The organism is Spirosoma aureum, from assembly GCF_011604685.1.
GTDB classification, from domain to species: domain Bacteria; phylum Bacteroidota; class Bacteroidia; order Cytophagales; family Spirosomataceae; genus Spirosoma; species Spirosoma aureum.
The window spans coordinates 3124593-3139339 of sequence record NZ_CP050063.1; the positions used below are offsets into that span (position 1 = coordinate 3124593).

The 14747-nt window shown below is 47.3% G+C and carries 16 protein-coding genes; 11 read left to right on the forward strand and 5 right to left on the reverse strand.

Going from position 1 to position 14747, the window contains the following annotated elements; all coding sequences use genetic code 11:
• Positions 1 to 95: 95 nt before the first annotated feature.
• The gene (locus G8759_RS12325) at positions 96 to 998 is read left to right on the forward strand and encodes a 3-keto-disaccharide hydrolase (RefSeq protein WP_167208347.1); all 903 of its coding nucleotides are present in this window, start codon (positions 96 to 98) and stop codon (positions 996 to 998) included.
• A gap of 161 nt (positions 999 to 1159) precedes the next feature.
• Positions 1160 to 2125 (forward strand): Kelch repeat-containing protein, encoded by a 966-nt coding sequence (locus G8759_RS12330; RefSeq protein ID WP_167208349.1) that lies wholly within the window; start codon positions 1160 to 1162, stop codon positions 2123 to 2125.
• Positions 2126 to 2186: 61 nt separating this feature from the next.
• Here G8759_RS12330 and G8759_RS12335 read toward each other — a convergent pair whose 3' ends face one another.
• Positions 2187 to 3524: a Gfo/Idh/MocA family protein gene (locus G8759_RS12335; RefSeq protein ID WP_167208351.1), complete on the reverse strand. Its 1338-nt coding sequence runs from the start codon at positions 3522 to 3524 to the stop codon at positions 2187 to 2189.
• A gap of 404 nt (positions 3525 to 3928) precedes the next feature.
• Between G8759_RS12335 and G8759_RS36365 the strand changes: the two genes are divergently transcribed.
• Both G8759_RS36365 and G8759_RS36165 read left to right on the forward strand, forming a co-directional pair.
• Positions 3929 to 4138, forward strand: a complete 210-nt coding sequence (locus G8759_RS36365; protein ID WP_394353323.1) for a PDDEXK family nuclease — start codon at positions 3929 to 3931, stop codon at positions 4136 to 4138.
• Positions 4105 to 4206, forward strand: a complete 102-nt coding sequence (locus tag G8759_RS36165) for a Uma2 family endonuclease (protein ID WP_262890661.1) — start codon at positions 4105 to 4107, stop codon at positions 4204 to 4206. Before G8759_RS36365 ends, G8759_RS36165 begins: the two co-directional genes overlap by 34 nt.
• Positions 4207 to 4447: 241 nt before the next feature.
• On the opposite strand, the gene G8759_RS12345 is transcribed toward G8759_RS36165, so the two are convergent.
• Together G8759_RS12345 and G8759_RS12350 are read right to left on the reverse strand one after the other, a co-directional pair.
• On the reverse strand, positions 4448 to 6064 hold the full coding sequence (locus tag G8759_RS12345) for a catalase (protein ID WP_167208353.1): 1617 nt from the start codon (positions 6062 to 6064) through the stop codon (positions 4448 to 4450).
• A 141-nt stretch (positions 6065 to 6205) separates the two neighbouring features.
• Complete coding sequence (locus G8759_RS12350; protein ID WP_167208355.1) at positions 6206 to 6811, reverse strand: 2,3-bisphosphoglycerate-dependent phosphoglycerate mutase; 606 nt, start codon at positions 6809 to 6811, stop codon at positions 6206 to 6208.
• 261 nt (positions 6812 to 7072) lie between these two features.
• Between G8759_RS12350 and G8759_RS12355 the strand changes: the two genes are divergently transcribed.
• The 3 genes from G8759_RS12355 to G8759_RS12365 all read left to right on the forward strand — a co-directional run bounded on the left by G8759_RS12355 (position 7073) and on the right by G8759_RS12365 (position 10188).
• The gene (locus tag G8759_RS12355; RefSeq protein WP_167208357.1) at positions 7073 to 8071 is read left to right on the forward strand and encodes a type I glyceraldehyde-3-phosphate dehydrogenase; all 999 of its coding nucleotides are present in this window, start codon (positions 7073 to 7075) and stop codon (positions 8069 to 8071) included.
• A gap of 183 nt (positions 8072 to 8254) precedes the next feature.
• Positions 8255 to 9205 carry an alpha/beta hydrolase gene (locus tag G8759_RS12360; RefSeq protein ID WP_167208359.1) on the forward strand — a complete coding sequence of 317 codons (951 nt, stop codon included), beginning with the start codon at positions 8255 to 8257 and terminating at the stop codon, positions 9203 to 9205.
• A 170-nt stretch (positions 9206 to 9375) separates the two neighbouring features.
• The gene (locus tag G8759_RS12365; protein WP_167208362.1) at positions 9376 to 10188 is read left to right on the forward strand and encodes an MIP/aquaporin family protein; all 813 of its coding nucleotides are present in this window, start codon (positions 9376 to 9378) and stop codon (positions 10186 to 10188) included.
• Positions 10189 to 10215: 27 nt separating this feature from the next.
• Here the strand turns inward: G8759_RS12365 and G8759_RS12370 are convergent, their stop codons facing one another.
• A complete protein-coding gene (locus G8759_RS12370; RefSeq protein ID WP_167208364.1) occupies positions 10216 to 11256 on the reverse strand; it encodes an endonuclease/exonuclease/phosphatase family protein in 1041 nt (346 codons plus the stop codon).
• Between the two features lie 186 nt (positions 11257 to 11442).
• Between G8759_RS12370 and G8759_RS12375 the strand changes: the two genes are divergently transcribed.
• The 3 genes from G8759_RS12375 (at position 11443) to G8759_RS36370 (ending at position 12871) form a co-directional block, all read left to right on the forward strand.
• On the forward strand, positions 11443 to 12231 hold the full coding sequence (locus tag G8759_RS12375) for a ThuA domain-containing protein (RefSeq protein WP_167208366.1): 789 nt from the start codon (positions 11443 to 11445) through the stop codon (positions 12229 to 12231).
• Positions 12232 to 12271: 40 nt separating this feature from the next.
• Positions 12272 to 12469 carry a hypothetical protein gene (locus G8759_RS12380; protein WP_167208368.1) on the forward strand — a complete coding sequence of 66 codons (198 nt, stop codon included), beginning with the start codon at positions 12272 to 12274 and terminating at the stop codon, positions 12467 to 12469.
• 222 nt (positions 12470 to 12691) lie between these two features.
• Positions 12692 to 12871, forward strand: a complete 180-nt coding sequence (locus G8759_RS36370) for a helix-turn-helix domain-containing protein (RefSeq protein ID WP_394353324.1) — start codon at positions 12692 to 12694, stop codon at positions 12869 to 12871.
• Between the two features lie 244 nt (positions 12872 to 13115).
• Here G8759_RS36370 and G8759_RS12390 read toward each other — a convergent pair whose 3' ends face one another.
• On the reverse strand, positions 13116 to 13991 hold the full coding sequence (locus G8759_RS12390) for a pirin family protein (protein WP_167208370.1): 876 nt from the start codon (positions 13989 to 13991) through the stop codon (positions 13116 to 13118).
• A gap of 167 nt (positions 13992 to 14158) precedes the next feature.
• On the opposite strand from G8759_RS12390, the gene G8759_RS12395 reads away from it, so the two are divergent.
• Positions 14159 to 14515: a winged helix-turn-helix transcriptional regulator gene (locus G8759_RS12395; RefSeq protein WP_167208371.1), complete on the forward strand. Its 357-nt coding sequence runs from the start codon at positions 14159 to 14161 to the stop codon at positions 14513 to 14515.
• Positions 14516 to 14747 lie beyond the last annotated feature (232 nt).

The window sequence follows — 14747 nt, forward strand, 5'->3', positions numbered from 1 at the left end:
GTTGAAAGGATTGACGAAATCACTCCGTTCAGCAACAGTAGGCAATGCTTCTCAATTGCCTTTGGTAACCGTATTCTCTCGAAAAACGCTGATTTATGAACGTAGTCGTACGTGTGTTCGCCAGTCTTGTCCTGCTTATGATGTCTCTTCCTGTTGTTGCACAGCCAAACGCCAGTAAAGAGGAGTGGATTCCACTATTCAATGGTAAGGACCTGCGCGACTGGGACATCAAGATTGCCGGGCTTCCCCTGAATGATAATTACAAAAATACCTTCCGGGTCGAAAATGGGGTGCTTCGAATAGCCTACGATCAATACAAAACGTTCGATGGGAAATATGGGCACATGTATTACAAAACGCCCTTTTCATACTACATCGTCCGGTTTACATACCGTTTCGTTGGCAACCAGACACCCGGCGGAGATTCGTGGAATGTTCGCAATAGCGGAGTTATGGTGCATTCGCAGTCGGCTTCGAGCTTATCGCTGGGGCAGACGTTTCCCGTATCGCTGGAATTGCAATTACTGGGCGGATTAGACAAAGGAGAGCGTCATACCGCCAATCTGTGTACGCCCGGCACACAAGTACACATGGGTGGCAAACTCCGGGCCGAACATTGCATCGACTCCGATTCTAAAACCTACAATGGTGATCAGTGGGTAACATCGTCGGCCATTGTGCTGGGCGATTCCATAGTCCATCACCTGATTGGCAGGGACACCGTTCTGACCTACGAAAAAACACAGGTTGGTGGTGGGTTTGTCAGTCGCGATCACGACTGGAATGCTGGCCATTTCAGCCAGGAAGCGGCTTCCTATTGGATTAGCCGTGCCAACACACCCCTGAGCGAAGGCTACATTGCTCTCCAGGCCGAAAGCCATCCAATTGATTTTAAAAGCGTTGAAGTGCTTAATCTGAAGGGCTGTACTGACCCGAAAGCGCTGAACTACAAGTCCTATTTCCTGAAATCAGATAACACCCAGTGTCGATATAAGTAGGATTTTCGCTTCGAGCCGTAGAGCCGTGCCACGGTTATTACTGATGAGCAAATAAACCACTGTCCGCCGTGCGGTGGCACGGCTCGAAGTCAAAGCCCTGATAAGAAAAAGTAAGTGTACGGATTTAACCAGTTTCTCAATCTTCCTTTACGTCAAACCTGATGAATCGTTCCTGTCTTTATACACTTGGTCTGCTGATCGGTGGACTTTCTGCTCATGCACAGTCCTGGCAACCGGTTACTCCGCAAAATACCTGTGAAACCCGTCATGAAAACGCGGCCGCTCTGGTTGGAGACAGCCTGTATGCCATTGGCGGACGAGGGATAAAACCGCTTGAGGCACTCAATCTGAAAACATTAATCTGGAAACGTTTACCGACTCCACCGGTCGAGATGAATCATTTTCAGGCGATCAACTACAACGGCGAAGTTTATGTAATGTGTGCTTTTGAGGGGAAATACCCGCACGAAACACCCATTCCGAACATTTATATCTACAGCCCTAAAAAGGGCGAATGGCGCAAAGGACCAGAAATTCCGAAAGAGCGGCTTCGCGGTTCGGCAGGCGTTGTGGTTTACAAAGACAAAATTTACCTGAGCTGCGGAATAATCGATGGCCATTGGGACGGCCATGTTGCCTGGCTGGATGAATATGATCCGAAAACCAATACCTGGAAACGACTGGCCGATGCGCCCCGCACCCGCGATCACATTTCAGCGGCTGTAGTCGGCGACAAAATGTATCTGGCAGGTGGTCGAAATTCGACGGCTCGTATCAATAAAGTGCTCGAAACGACTATCGCGGAGGTCGATGTCTATGATTTCAAGACCAATCGCTGGGAAACACTGCCAGCCACATCCAACATTCCAACGCAAAGGGCCGGTAGCACGGCGGTTACGCAGGGCGGAAAAGTTTGGGTAATTGGCGGTGAAACAACACAGCTACTAGCCCATAACGAGGCCGAAGCCCTCGATCCCAAAACCAATCGCTGGACATCCGGCCCGAAAATGAACCAGGGTCGTCATGGTACACAGGCGGTTGTGTACGACGGAAAAATTTATATTGTTGCCGGTTCGGCCAATCACGGTGGAGGGCCTGAACTGAATACGGTTGAGGTCTTGAAATAAGCGTTGACTCCACTGGCATCAGGAAAATCTTCTACTGATGCCAGTGGAACTGTCGGTTATCTTAAACGGTCGGCAATTGCCATGAATTACGGTAGTGCGCCTTTACCAGCTCGTTTGCTTTAGGATTACTGGTAACTGTGCCTGTCGCATCGTCCCAGAATAATTGCTGTCCCAGCCGATGCGCCATGTTTCCTAATTGTGCGTGTACGGCTACATTACGCCCCACATCGACCGGGCAGTTAGGCTGCTGACGACTTCGAATGCACTCAACGAAGTTAAGCGTGTGTCTGTCGAGATCTTTGCCATCGCCGAATCGCACTGGCATAGCGGGAGTGAGGTACTTGCCCGCTTCAACCTCTGGCAACACCTCCCACTTGCCCCGATCAATAACTACTGTCCCCAGATTACCAATAAAAGCCACCCCGTGATCGCGGTCGTAGGGGCCGCGCCCAGTACCGAGTGATTGCTCCCACGACAGGGAGAAATTGCCATAATCATAAAGGACCTGCATGGTGTCGGGGGTTTCGCCGTCGTGATCCGGAAAGCCAAATCGGCCACCCATCGCCATCACTGATTTGGGCGCAGTGACCTGCATTCCCCATAACGCAATATCGATCATGTGGGCTCCCCAATCGGTCATTAAACCACCGGCATAATCCCAGAAATAACGGAAAGTTCCATGGAAACGGTTGCGGTTGAATGGACGTTGGGGTGATGGTCCCAGCCACATCGCATAGTCGACACCTGCCGGAACGGGCTCATTGGCAACTACCGGAAAGGTTTTGCCATAGGGCATAAAAGCCCAGGTTTTCACCGACCTGATTTTGCCGATTTGCCCAGATCGTACGAAATCGAGAGCTGCTTTCCAATGCTCACCACTTCGCTGCCATTGCCCAACCTGCACAATGCGCTTGTGTTTACGAGCGGCCGCCACCATCAGATCACATTCCTCGATACTATTGGCTAATGGCTTTTCTACATACACGTCTTTACCCGCCTGGCAGGCATAAACCGTTGGCAGGCAGTGCCAGTGGTCGGGTGTTCCAACAATAACCGCGTCGATGTCTTTGTTTTCCAAAAGCTTTCGGAAATCAGCATAGAGCGTAGCCTTCTGACCTGCTGCTGCGGGTAGTTTTGCCAGCTCGGCCGCCCGTTTATTGAGTACGTTCTGATCGACGTCACACAGCGCGATACAACGTACACCCTGATTTTTTAGCATCGATGTCAGGTCGGCCCAGCCCATATTGTTACAGCCAATCAGGCCAATCGATACGGTGTCGGCGGCTGAAAACTTTCGTTGCAGGTCAGTTGCTGTCAGCTCATTCGGAAGCAACGTTGTCAAGCCCGTGGTAACAGCCAGCTGAGTAGAGTTTTGTAGAAATTGTCGGCGCGTCGTCATGAAAAAAGGTAGTAAGAGCCAGGAGTTAGTTAGGAGTACTACCAAAAGCCAGCGAATCATTTTTTCTTTACGATTCACTGTAAGTTTTGCGCTAATCGGCAATAGTGGTTGATTGGAAATCTATACAAATGGCCCACATTGTTACGAATAGCTATGATTCAGCTTGCTGATTGGCGATCGACTAGTTTGTTCTCTTTGTTTGTTATGTCACTTTTTCGGCCTATGCAATTGCCTTCGCACATACCTCAAATCGAACAATTCTGTGATGATGAACTGCTTCGGTTTTGCCTTGCTAATCCAGAACTGAATGTTGAGCGTGACGAGAACGGCATATTGTTTATTACTAGGTCTTCCCCCACCTTCTAACCAGTTCTAATAATAGTGAGCTAATTGGCGAATTTGTCATTTGGAATCGAAAGAGCAAAGCCGGGAAGGTCATAGACTCGAATGGTGGGTTTTTTCTGAAAGATAAATCCTTGAAAGCGCCGGATGTAGCCTGGATTCGTAAAGATCGTTGGGATGCACAGAGTCACGATGAAAAAAATCATTTCCGTACCTGGCTCCTGATTTTGTCCTGGAATTGCAATCTGATTCTGACAACATCAATGACCTGAAAAGAAAGATGGAAAAATTTATTCAGAATGGTGTTCGGTTGGCGTGGTTAGTGTCAACCCGTGAATAGCAGACGTATCGTTACCGATCAGGTCAGGAAGTCAGCCTGATTCTTTTCGCCAGTACACTTTATGGAGAGGATGTGTTGCCGGGTTTTGAGACAGTATTGGCCGATATTCTGGAGTTATAACTTCTTGCTCATACTATAAGAATGCCCCGCCTGATGTCAGGCGGGGCATTCTTATGGCGTGAACGACCGAAAGTTCGCTAAACCGGAAAATCGTTGGTGGCGCGGACTTCCGATCCGAAAATCAATACGGTTGGGCCGACTGCGATTCTTCAGCTGCCTGACGGACTCCTTCTGCCTGCGTTTCATTCGGTGTAGCATGACCGGTGTTGTCCTGTCGAATACCTTCTGCCACCCGACGCCCGTAATCCTCGTCACATTTCGTGAACAACTCGATCATCTTATCCTGAACGACTTTATGAGCTGGTTTCAACGCCCCAACCAGGTTATTAATCAGATCATCGCGTTCCCAGTCTTCAAACGACCGATACCGTTCGCCTGCCTGTTTAAAATCGTTGGTACGCTCAATTTTTTGCCGAACCAGATTCCCGGCAACGTAAGGCGTGTGGTCGGGACCGGGTTTTGTCGATTCTTTCAAGCCACCCAGTGATGATGGCTCGTAATTGACATGTGGATTTTGCCCCGGTGCGGTGTCTACGATATAGGCCATCTGACCATCGCGCTGGTTGGTTGCCACTCGTTTTTTCGGTGCATTGATCGGAAGTTGCAGGTAGTTGGCGCCAACGCGATACCGTTGCGTGTCGGAATACGACAGCGTCCGTCCCTGAAGCATTTTATCGTCCGAGAAATCCAGACCGTCAACGAGTACGCCTGTCCCGAATGCTGCCTGCTCAACCTCTGCGAAATAGTTTTCGGGATTACGATTTAGCACCATCCGGCCAATGGGTAAAAATGGAAACTGGTCGGTTGGCCAGAGTTTGGTATCATCCAATGGGTCGAAATCGAGTTCGGGATGGTCGTCGTCGCTCATGATCTGTACGCAGAATTCCCATTCCGGAAACTCACCCCGCTCAATAGCTTCATACAGATCCTGCGTCGAGTGGTTGAAATTCTTACCCTGAATCTGTTCGGCCTGTTCCTGGGTCAGGTTTTTGATTCCCTGTTTCGGTTCCCAGTGGTATTTTACCAGAACCCCTTCGCCGGCGTCATTGACCCATTTGTAGGTGTTGACCCCTGAGCCCTGCATTTGCCGGTAAGTGGCCGGAATACCCCAGGGCGAGAACAGAAACGTAATCATATGCATGGCTTCCGGCGTATTGCTAATGAAGTCGAAAATACGTTCGCCATCCTGCCGATTCGTTACCGGGTCGGGTTTGAAAGCGTGAACCAGATCCGGAAATTTCATCGCATCCCGAATGAAAAACACTTTCAGATTATTCCCGACTAAATCCCAGTTGCCATCTTCCGTATAAAATTTGGTCGCAAAACCCCGTGGGTCGCGTAGTGTTTCGGGTGAATGGCCGCCGTGAATGACGGACGAGAACCGCACAAATACGGGCGTCTGTTTACCTTTCTGCTGGAACAATTTCGCCCGCGTATATTTCGCAATGGGCTCGTTTCCCACCATACCATAGGCTTCAAAATACCCATGGGCACCTGCGCCACGTGCATGCACAACCCGCTCCGGAATCCGCTCTCGGTCGAAATGGGTGATTTTTTCCAGAAACTGATAATTCTCCAGTGTCGTTGGCCCGCGGCTCCCAACCGTGCGCGTGTTCTGATTATCGCTAATGGGGTGGCCTTGTCGGGTTGTTAGCGTTTGATCATCGGCATTGGCATTGCCCTTATCTGACTGGCCATTTGCCGGATGACCATTGCCATTCTGGTTTTTCGTTTCCATAGTGAAAAGATTAAACGTAGTATCTAGTTAACCACCAGACTTTGCAGGGTGTTTAGGCAGATACGGAAATTTAATGTACGAAGGGAGCATACTGAACGGGCTGTTCTTTCGGGAAGTTGGCAGGCCAAAAGCTGATTTCTGCTATTTGGGCAACAGGTCAAATGAGCCGGTGGTCGGGTCGAAATTGTATTGGCGCGGAATACCGGTGGCTAGTTCAACTTTCTCGATGTCTTCGGGGCTGATCGATTCCAGTTTCATAACCAATGTCCTCAGACTGTTGCCGTGGGCGGCTACGAGCACATTTTTTCCGGCTTGCAGACAAGGCAGAATAGTCGATTCGAAATACGGAATGACGCGGTTATACGTATCGGCCAGGTTTTCGCCATGCGGAGGGCGGTCTGTGAAACCTCGACGCCAGCGGAACACCTGTTCGGCACCGAATCGTTGTTCGGCTTCGTCTTTATTCATGCCCTGTAAATCGCCGTACATGCGTTCGTTGAGGGCGGCATTGCGTTGGATGGGGAGGTCGGTCTGTCCGATTTCCTGCAGAATAATGGCCATCGTTTCAATAGCCCGCTGCAATTCGGATGTAAATCCAATGCCGAATCGATCGTCTTTTAGCAGGATTCCTGCTTCTCGGGCTTCGTGCCGACCCAGTTCGGTTAAGGGCGTGTCTACATTACCAGTGAACCGGTTTTCCAGATTCCACTGGGATTGTCCGTGTCGGACGATGACAAATAAAGGCATGAGGTGGGCGAATGGTCCTGTTTAATACTACTCGTTTGACTCACAAAGTGTTTGCCAATGGATTGGTTCCTGGCTACAGCCATTCCAGTGGCTTATTACTTCTCCTCCCCGGCTGATTCTGAGGGGGCACCCTATGAAAACTGATTTTTTTGAAACCGCCACCTGATTTAGTGTGTTGTCAAATTGAGCTAATCTCAATTAATCGTGCGTCGGTTGCCGTTTCTAACCGGCGATTTTTCCTTCACATACCAACCAATTATTATGAGCAAAATTGCTTTGTTTGGTTTCGGCCGGATTGGTCGTACAGCTCTCCGAATCGCTCTGCGCGATAACCTCTTTACGCCTGTCGCTATCGCCGACATCAAAGACGAATCTACACTGGCAGCCCTTTTTTCTGTAGATACCAACTACGGTCGCTGGCATGAGCCCGTTAGTGGAACAGAAGGCCATCTGAAAATTGGCGATCGTGACATTCCTTATTACAATTCGGCAAAAGAAATTCCGGATTGGGGCGCTATGGGCGTCGATCTGGTCATTGACTGTACAGGGCGGGCTACGGTTCGCTCGATAGCACAAGCTCACATCGACCGGGGTGCTAAACGCGTCCTGATCAGCGCGGCCAGTAAAACACTGGACGATTGTGATGCTGTATTGCTGAAGGGCATTAATCTGGAAACATTCGATCCGGAAAAACACAAAATTATCAGCATGGCCAGTTGTACAACCAATGCGCTGGCGGCTGTTGTAAAGGTTATTAAAGATAATTTTGGCATCAAATCGGGTCTGTTCTCCACGGTTCATGCTTATACTAACACCCAGTCGCTGACCGACCAGCCAATGAAAGACCGGCGCGATTCGTGGGCAGCGGCTGAGAACGTGATTCCGTCTTCGTCAGGTGCGGCCAAGGCGCTGAAATTTATCTGGCCAGATTTACAGATCACGGGTAAAGCGTATCGCGTACCGGTTCGGACAGGCAGTATCGCCGAATTGAACCTGCTGACCGAAAAAGATTGCTCGGTTGAGGAGGTAAACGAGGCATTCCGGAAAGCAGCTGCTGAAGGTCCGCTCAATGGGGTCATGGATGTACTGGAAGGCGAATGGGTATCGAACCGGATTGTTGCTGATCCACACTCATCGATTATTGACCTGCCTTTGACGGCCAAACAGGGTGACCTGTTATCCGTTGCGGCCTGGTACGATAACGAATGGGGCTATGCTACCCGTTTGGCTGAAGTAGCCGCTCATTTAGCATCGAAATAGAGTAATGAATTGGAGCCAGGGGCAGGATAGACTATATTTTCAATATATGGCCTATCCTGCCCCTGGCTCTTTTTTTGCAAAGAGAGCAATGAAGCTGTTAATAGTATCCGTTAAAAATAGGGAAGGTATGTATAATTATAAATTTTATATATTTAAACGATTCTGATACTTGGCTATTCGTAAATGAACAGACAGAAATTAAAAAGACGTATACTTTGGGGATTAGCCATTGGCTTCATTTTAGTGAATGTTGTTGCCTTTTTTCACGCCTATAAGTTTACCCATTTCGCTGATACTGAAGGTAAAATCACAGAAAGCCCTGATAAGCTTTCTGTGATCGATAAAATAGAGCCTTTGCTTTTTGGTATAAATAATCCAAGGCCAGAAAATAGAATGAAGCCAACACAGCTGTTTGAAACCGTAAAGCTTCAAAGCAATAAGTCAATCGGATGCTGGCATATAAAGGCCGATAGCGCGAAAGGGACTATAATTTTATTCCATGGCTACGCTGGTGACAAATCAAAAATGCTTGATAAGTCAGATGAGTTTTTAAAACAGAGCTATAATACTTTTTTGGTGGACTTTATGGGAAGTGGCGAGTCGGAGGGGAATCAAACAACCATTGGTTTCAAAGAAGCCGAAGAAGTAAAAACCGCATTTGATTATTTGTCAAGAAATGGAGAGAAACACATTTATCTGTTTGGAACCTCGCAAGGGGCCGTTGCGATTTTGAAGGCACTCTACGATTACCCACTTAGTCCGAAGGGAATCATACTGGAATCCCCCTTTGGGTCAATGTATCAAACGACTTGTGCAAGGTTTACAGCTATGAAAGTTCCTTCGTTTCCAATGGCCGGACTGCTGGTTTTCTGGGGAGGTTTTCAAAATGACTTTTGGGCGTTCGGGCATAACCCAACCGACTATGCAACCCGTGTGAAATGCCCAACGCTACTACTTTACGGCGAGCAGGATAAGAATGTAAGCAGGCAGGAAATCGATGACATTTACAAAAATTTAACCGGCAAAAAAGAGCTAATAACGTATCCACTTGCCGGACATGAAAATTTTTTAAAACAATACAAACGAGCGTGGATTCGAGATACTCAGCATTTTTTACAAACCATTGGAAAATAGCCAATATTGCCTGGTAAGACGTATAGTATATTTGTGATATAGTTAGAAATGTAGGGAAAATAATTGATTTATTTAATTATCTATAAGATAGATACAACTATTTTAAATTGTACTAAATCAATTTTTGCCAGAGCTTGCCGATCTTTGTATTTTGATCAGATACAACCTTTATGGCATCAACTCGTTCTAATACAGCGCTTTTCGGCGCCGAATTGGTAGGGACCGCTCTCTTGCTTTTTATCGGGTTGAGTGTTGTTATTTTCAACTGGGGAACAGATTCTGTTATGGCAACGCTTGTCCCCTCAGAATCGTTACGTCGGGTCATAACCGGTTTTCTGTTTGGTTTAACGGGCTGCCTGATAACACTGTCGCCGGTTGGCAAAATCAGTGGAGCACACATCAATCCAGCAGTAAGTATAGCTTTCTGGCTTCGGGGTAAAATGAAAACCCGGATTATGATTGGCTACGTCTTTAGCCAGTTAATTGGGGCCGTTATTGGCAGTCTGCCGTTGTTATTTTGGGAACAACAAGGCCAAAGCATACGCTATGGAATCACGTTGCCCGGCGACGCAGGCATACAAGTGGCATTTATTGGCGAAGCGTTAACCACGGCCTGCCTGATTCTTCTTTTGTTCCTGTTCGTTGGCAATAAAAAGCTTCGGAATTATACGCCTTATACGATCCCTTTTCTATACGGATTTATGGTTTGGGCTGAGGCCCCTTTTTCCGGATGTAGCACGAATCCGGCGCGTAGTTTTGGGCCTGCCATTATTAGTCAGTACTTCACGGATTATTGGCTATACTGGCTGGCTCCTTTGACGGGTGTCATTGCGGTCGTGACCGTATTCCGGCTGCTCCGGTTACACCATTATTACCACCTTGAAGCGGCTCGGGTTAGTTATCACAACAGTTATACGCCCCAATGTTTAAAAACAACCGATAACCTATTCAAAGAAACGGCGCCGGTTGGGGTAAGTTCTTGATTTAAAGGTGAATATGTTGCCTGAAAGCTATCGAAATTTTAGATCAACCACGATCGCGCGGTGATCAGAACCTTCCTGATCGAGGGTTCGAAAGGACAGTGGAGTGAAACCGCCGTTCACAAACGCATGATCGATCGGGATCATCATGGGCGGTAAAAAGCTTGGCCAGGTAGGTTGCGTTTTGATTTGCCGGGCAGCGACCAATACTCCTTTCTGGCCCGTTTTCATACGGCCCTCATCAGGCTTGAACAATTCTTCGTAAATAGGCGAAAACGGGCTAATGTTAAAGTCGCCAATCAGGATCGTTGGCCTTGCGTTATACCGGGTTTTATGGGCAGCATAAGCCAGTTGCGCATTCCGTTCGCGAAACCAGCTGGGAATTACCGGTGTGTGTGGATGAACCGTAACCAGCTCTATCGCCCGACCACGAACCTGTGTAGTTAGGGAGATAATGTGAAGTTTGCGAGCCAGCGGCAAATCGATCTGGAAGGCAGTACGACTTCCAACGAGCGTCCAAACCTGCTGCTTCGACGGGCAGGCAAACCAGTAGGGAAATTCGGCTGCTACCTGAGCTGTTACGAAACGAATTTTATCGGGTGTCATCTCCTGCAATACATACAGGTCAGAACGTTTCTGTTTGAGCATGGCTACTGTAGTCGCATACTCCTCGCGCGCATAAAGCACATTGGCATGAACTACCCGGACATCGCCCTTCGGCGATGGAATTACCGAATCATAATCGCCCGGTATCCAGGGAGTTTGATTCAGATAAGCCGTACCGATCAGCGATACAATTGCCAGAACTGATAGAGCTGGCTTTACTTCTTTCCAATAAATAAGCCAGTAAAGAAACCATAGCCCAATGAAGCCGTACGATAACCATTGGTATTGAATGGTAAAATGGCTGAACAGTTCAAAAAAATAGAAACGCCCCAGAAACCGACCCGCTAATGAACAGGTAAAGAGCCCAATGGACAAAACCGCTAGCCAGCGATTAAGCCAGTGCGCATTAATTTGTTTTTTGGGTAAACGAGATCGGTATGCGGCAGATGAAGTCGAGGCAAGCATAGAGTAAAGCTATCATACCCGACAACGATTTTGACTAACGAATAGCCTGTTTGGTCGGGTTTCTCGTCGTTATCAACGAGTAGTTTTATCCGTCGGTTGATCTTAAATGTGTTGGATACTTCTCAAATATAGCTAAAAAAGGCTCATTGGTCTCTTTACGGTCTAGCACACGCCAAAAAAACAAGCATGAAAAAACGGGCCATCGGGCGACTTGTCAGCAGCTGTCTATTTACTCTTCTGGTTATCTATTCGGAAACTTTAACCTTTGGACAAACCTCGAAACCACAGTTTCGGGTCCTGGCCATGACCGAAGCTGGTGGCATCCATGCGCCTTTTGTGGCTGCGGCTAAAGTCTGGTTAAAACAGCTGGCCGATGAAAACAACTTTACAATTGATTACATCGAAAACGCAGAACCTGTCAATGATGCATTTTTGGCTAATTATCAGCTATTTATCCAGTTAAATTATCCCCCTTACATGTGGAGCGATACGGCAAAGGAGGCTTTCCGGAACTACATCACGCAGGGCAAAGGAGGCTGGGTTGGGTTTCATCACGCTACGCTGCTGGGCGAGTTCGACGGTTATCCGATGTGGCCCTGGTTTTCGGAGTTTATGGGCGGCATCCGTTATAAAAATTACATCGCAAGCTTTGCTAAAGCAACCGTACAGGTCGAGGCTAAAAATCATCCTTGCATGAAAGGAGTACCGGCCACGTTTGAGGTGCAAAAAGAGGAATGGTATACGTACAACAAAAGTCCCCGCCCGAATGTCAACGTGCTGGCAACCGTTGATGAATCGAGTTATTCACCCGATTCGGAGATAAAAATGGGGGGCGATCACCCGGTAGTGTGGTCAAATGAGCACGTGAAGGCACGGAATGTATACGTTTTTATGGGCCATCATCCTGATCTGTTCAGGAACAATGTCTTCACAACTATTTTCAGAAATGCTATATTTTGGGGTGCCGGAAAATGAGTGAAGAGATTATTTACGTAGCCAAACGATACATAGACCAATGCCGGGGAAATTAAGCAGGGCGGGAATTTTACTCTACTTCCAGCCTGCTACTCAAACACTGCGTGCGCAATCCGTTCAGGTGCTTACCAACCAGGTTGGTTATGAGGGCAGTAAAGCAAATAAAGCGATTGTTGTCGCTGATCGACAACTTACCATTCCGAATTTTCAACTCAACAATACGGGAGCCGGTATTTAGTGGTCCGGTAAAAAAATGGAAAAAATGGCGGCACTTAAAACAGCTGATGCCATTGGGTTGCTGCTACAAAACAGGGAATCTGTTTCTGCCTTTTTTGTTTGATTTTCAGGAACCGTATTAGATCGATCTGGAGACGTATATGAACCCTCATTATCAATACAATATTTCCCTATCCTCCTTTGCCAAGCTTTCGGGACGAAGTTTAAGCGGGATTTTATAAAAATCTTCAACACAACACCCGAAAAGTGCTTACAGAAAAAGCGTTTGGAGCAAGCCTACTATCTGATTTCAACGAAAAAGCTAAGTCCCTCAGCGGTGTATTTGGAAGTTGGTTTTGAAAACCTGTCGCATTTTTCGACTGCCTTTAAAAAAAAGTTTGGCGTCAACGCTTCGGATTTGTAACACAATACAGTTATTACGATCAAGACCATGAGCTGAAAGTCCATAGCCTACTCCTTGGAGTTTTCCTTTAGTAGAAACTAATCGGCCAACAAAACGCTCCTACAAAAGACGAAAAACTACTTTCATATATGCTTCTTAAGCGGAGCGAATAAAGAGAATTTATCTAACAGAGGTTACAATCAGAAACGGTCATTTCTGGTTAGTAACCCCTGTGAACTAGTCCATCCAAATAGCACACAGCTTATTAGTATAGAATTCGTTGCCCTTTAGGAATGGTTGAAATATGGTTCAGCTTACCCTGTCTAAAATCCTGGTAAAGCCGACGAATGTCCTCCTGCGTATCGCCAATGAAAGGCCCATGTGATACAATTTCGTCCCCCTGACGTTCGCCAGCATAAAGAATGACGCGACCGCCCGTTTCACCGGCCGCTAATCTAAGTTCGCTCAGGGCATCATCATTCGCGAATCTGTCAAGCCAGCCCACCTGATCTTGCGTTAAATGTTTCATCGCGTCGCCAACTTCCACACTACCTTCAAGCGCATATAAAAAGGCGGTGTAATGTGCAGGGATGTATTGTACGGTAGATGTATGGGGTGACAACCGGATATCGGCCAGAATCAAGGGCGTATAATTCTGAACGGGTGACGTTACACCCGCCAAAGAGCCGCTGTATACCTTGATATCCACTGACCCATCCGTGACGCTGGGCACATGGTTTAAAGGAATATCCTGTACCCGTGGTGTAGCCCAGCGGTCTTTCTTGGGCAGAGTCAACCATAATTGCAAGAGTCTCATATTCGCTTCTCGCTCGATGGTTTCGGTATGAATCACGCCACTACCAGCCGTCATTAGTTGTAAATCGCCCCCATTCATGCGGTAAGCCTCATCACCCATTTCACCTTCCAGCAATAGGGATACCGTTTCAAAACCAGCGTGGGGATGTGGTCCACCGGCTGGCTGTTCATCCCGTTTTTCGAGCCGATCATCCATCAACACGATAAACGGATCGCTCTCTGAAAAGTCAACCTGAATGAGAGGACTGGCAAGATGGCCCGCTCCTAAAAATCCCCGCTGGGCCTGGGGTGTATATATGTTGGCAAGATTTCGTTGAATGATCATACCACTACCTGGTTTATGAAGGGTCAATGATTGGGTACCCTTTTCTTCGGCAAATTTACTACATTTACTATACTTTGGTAAGTAATATACTTGAGTATAGTACTATACTCAAGTATAGTGCCAATCCCAATAAGATAAGCAACCAGCTCATAACAAACCGATATTCTATGGAACCAACAAACGTAATACCTGAGGAATGTGGCCGTACTTTGCGTCCAATCCGAGATGCACTGGATGTATTAAATGGAAAGTGGAAGTTGCCTATTATCGTAGCCCTTACCTTCGGGGAGAAGCGTTTTGGGGAAATCGCCAAAGAGGTTCACGGGATTACGGATCGAATGCTATCCAAAGAATTACGGGATCTGGAGTTGAACGGGTTGGTCAAGCGCCACTTATACGATACCTATCCCGCTAAGGTGACATACACGTTAACAGCTCATAGCCAAACGCTACATGAAGTGATTGAATCCTTACGAAAATGGGGAGAGTTACACCGGAAAAAGATGATCTCGAACGATAAATGAAGGAAAGGAAATTTTAGCTGGACCGTCTTAAAAAACATTGGCTTACTACCTTTAACTGAACAGTAAGAGTATGTTTGAAGTATTCTTCGGTTAAATGTAGCACTTACACGTCGGGTTATTACTCGTATCCAAACCGAAGGGGCCTGGGAAGCAAGCCACTGGAGCATCAGGTTATTACCCAGTAATAGAGAATAATAAAAAAACGTCCTGAGTAAGTGCTCAGGACGTTTTT

What these genes read in the sequence shown, in the direction of transcription:
- G8759_RS12325 (WP_167208347.1), top strand. Translation starts at nt 96, where the DNA reads ATGAACGTAGTCGTACGTGTGTTCGCCAGTCTTGTCCTGCTTATGATG.
- G8759_RS12330 (WP_167208349.1), top strand. Translation starts at nt 1,160, where the DNA reads ATGAATCGTTCCTGTCTTTATACACTTGGTCTGCTGATCGGTGGACTT.
- G8759_RS12335 (WP_167208351.1), bottom strand. Translation starts at nt 3,524, where the DNA reads ATGACGACGCGCCGACAATTTCTACAAAACTCTACTCAGCTGGCTGTT.
- G8759_RS12345 (WP_167208353.1), bottom strand. Translation starts at nt 6,064, where the DNA reads ATGGAAACGAAAAACCAGAATGGCAATGGTCATCCGGCAAATGGCCAG.
- G8759_RS12350 (WP_167208355.1), bottom strand. Translation starts at nt 6,811, where the DNA reads ATGCCTTTATTTGTCATCGTCCGACACGGACAATCCCAGTGGAATCTG.
- G8759_RS12355 (WP_167208357.1), top strand. Translation starts at nt 7,073, where the DNA reads ATGAGCAAAATTGCTTTGTTTGGTTTCGGCCGGATTGGTCGTACAGCT.
- G8759_RS12360 (WP_167208359.1), top strand. Translation starts at nt 8,255, where the DNA reads ATGAACAGACAGAAATTAAAAAGACGTATACTTTGGGGATTAGCCATT.
- G8759_RS12365 (WP_167208362.1), top strand. Translation starts at nt 9,376, where the DNA reads ATGGCATCAACTCGTTCTAATACAGCGCTTTTCGGCGCCGAATTGGTA.
- G8759_RS12370 (WP_167208364.1), bottom strand. Translation starts at nt 11,256, where the DNA reads ATGCTTGCCTCGACTTCATCTGCCGCATACCGATCTCGTTTACCCAAA.
- G8759_RS12375 (WP_167208366.1), top strand. Translation starts at nt 11,443, where the DNA reads ATGAAAAAACGGGCCATCGGGCGACTTGTCAGCAGCTGTCTATTTACT.
- G8759_RS12380 (WP_167208368.1), top strand. Translation starts at nt 12,272, where the DNA reads ATGCCGGGGAAATTAAGCAGGGCGGGAATTTTACTCTACTTCCAGCCT.
- G8759_RS12390 (WP_167208370.1), bottom strand. Translation starts at nt 13,991, where the DNA reads ATGATCATTCAACGAAATCTTGCCAACATATATACACCCCAGGCCCAG.
- G8759_RS12395 (WP_167208371.1), top strand. Translation starts at nt 14,159, where the DNA reads ATGGAACCAACAAACGTAATACCTGAGGAATGTGGCCGTACTTTGCGT.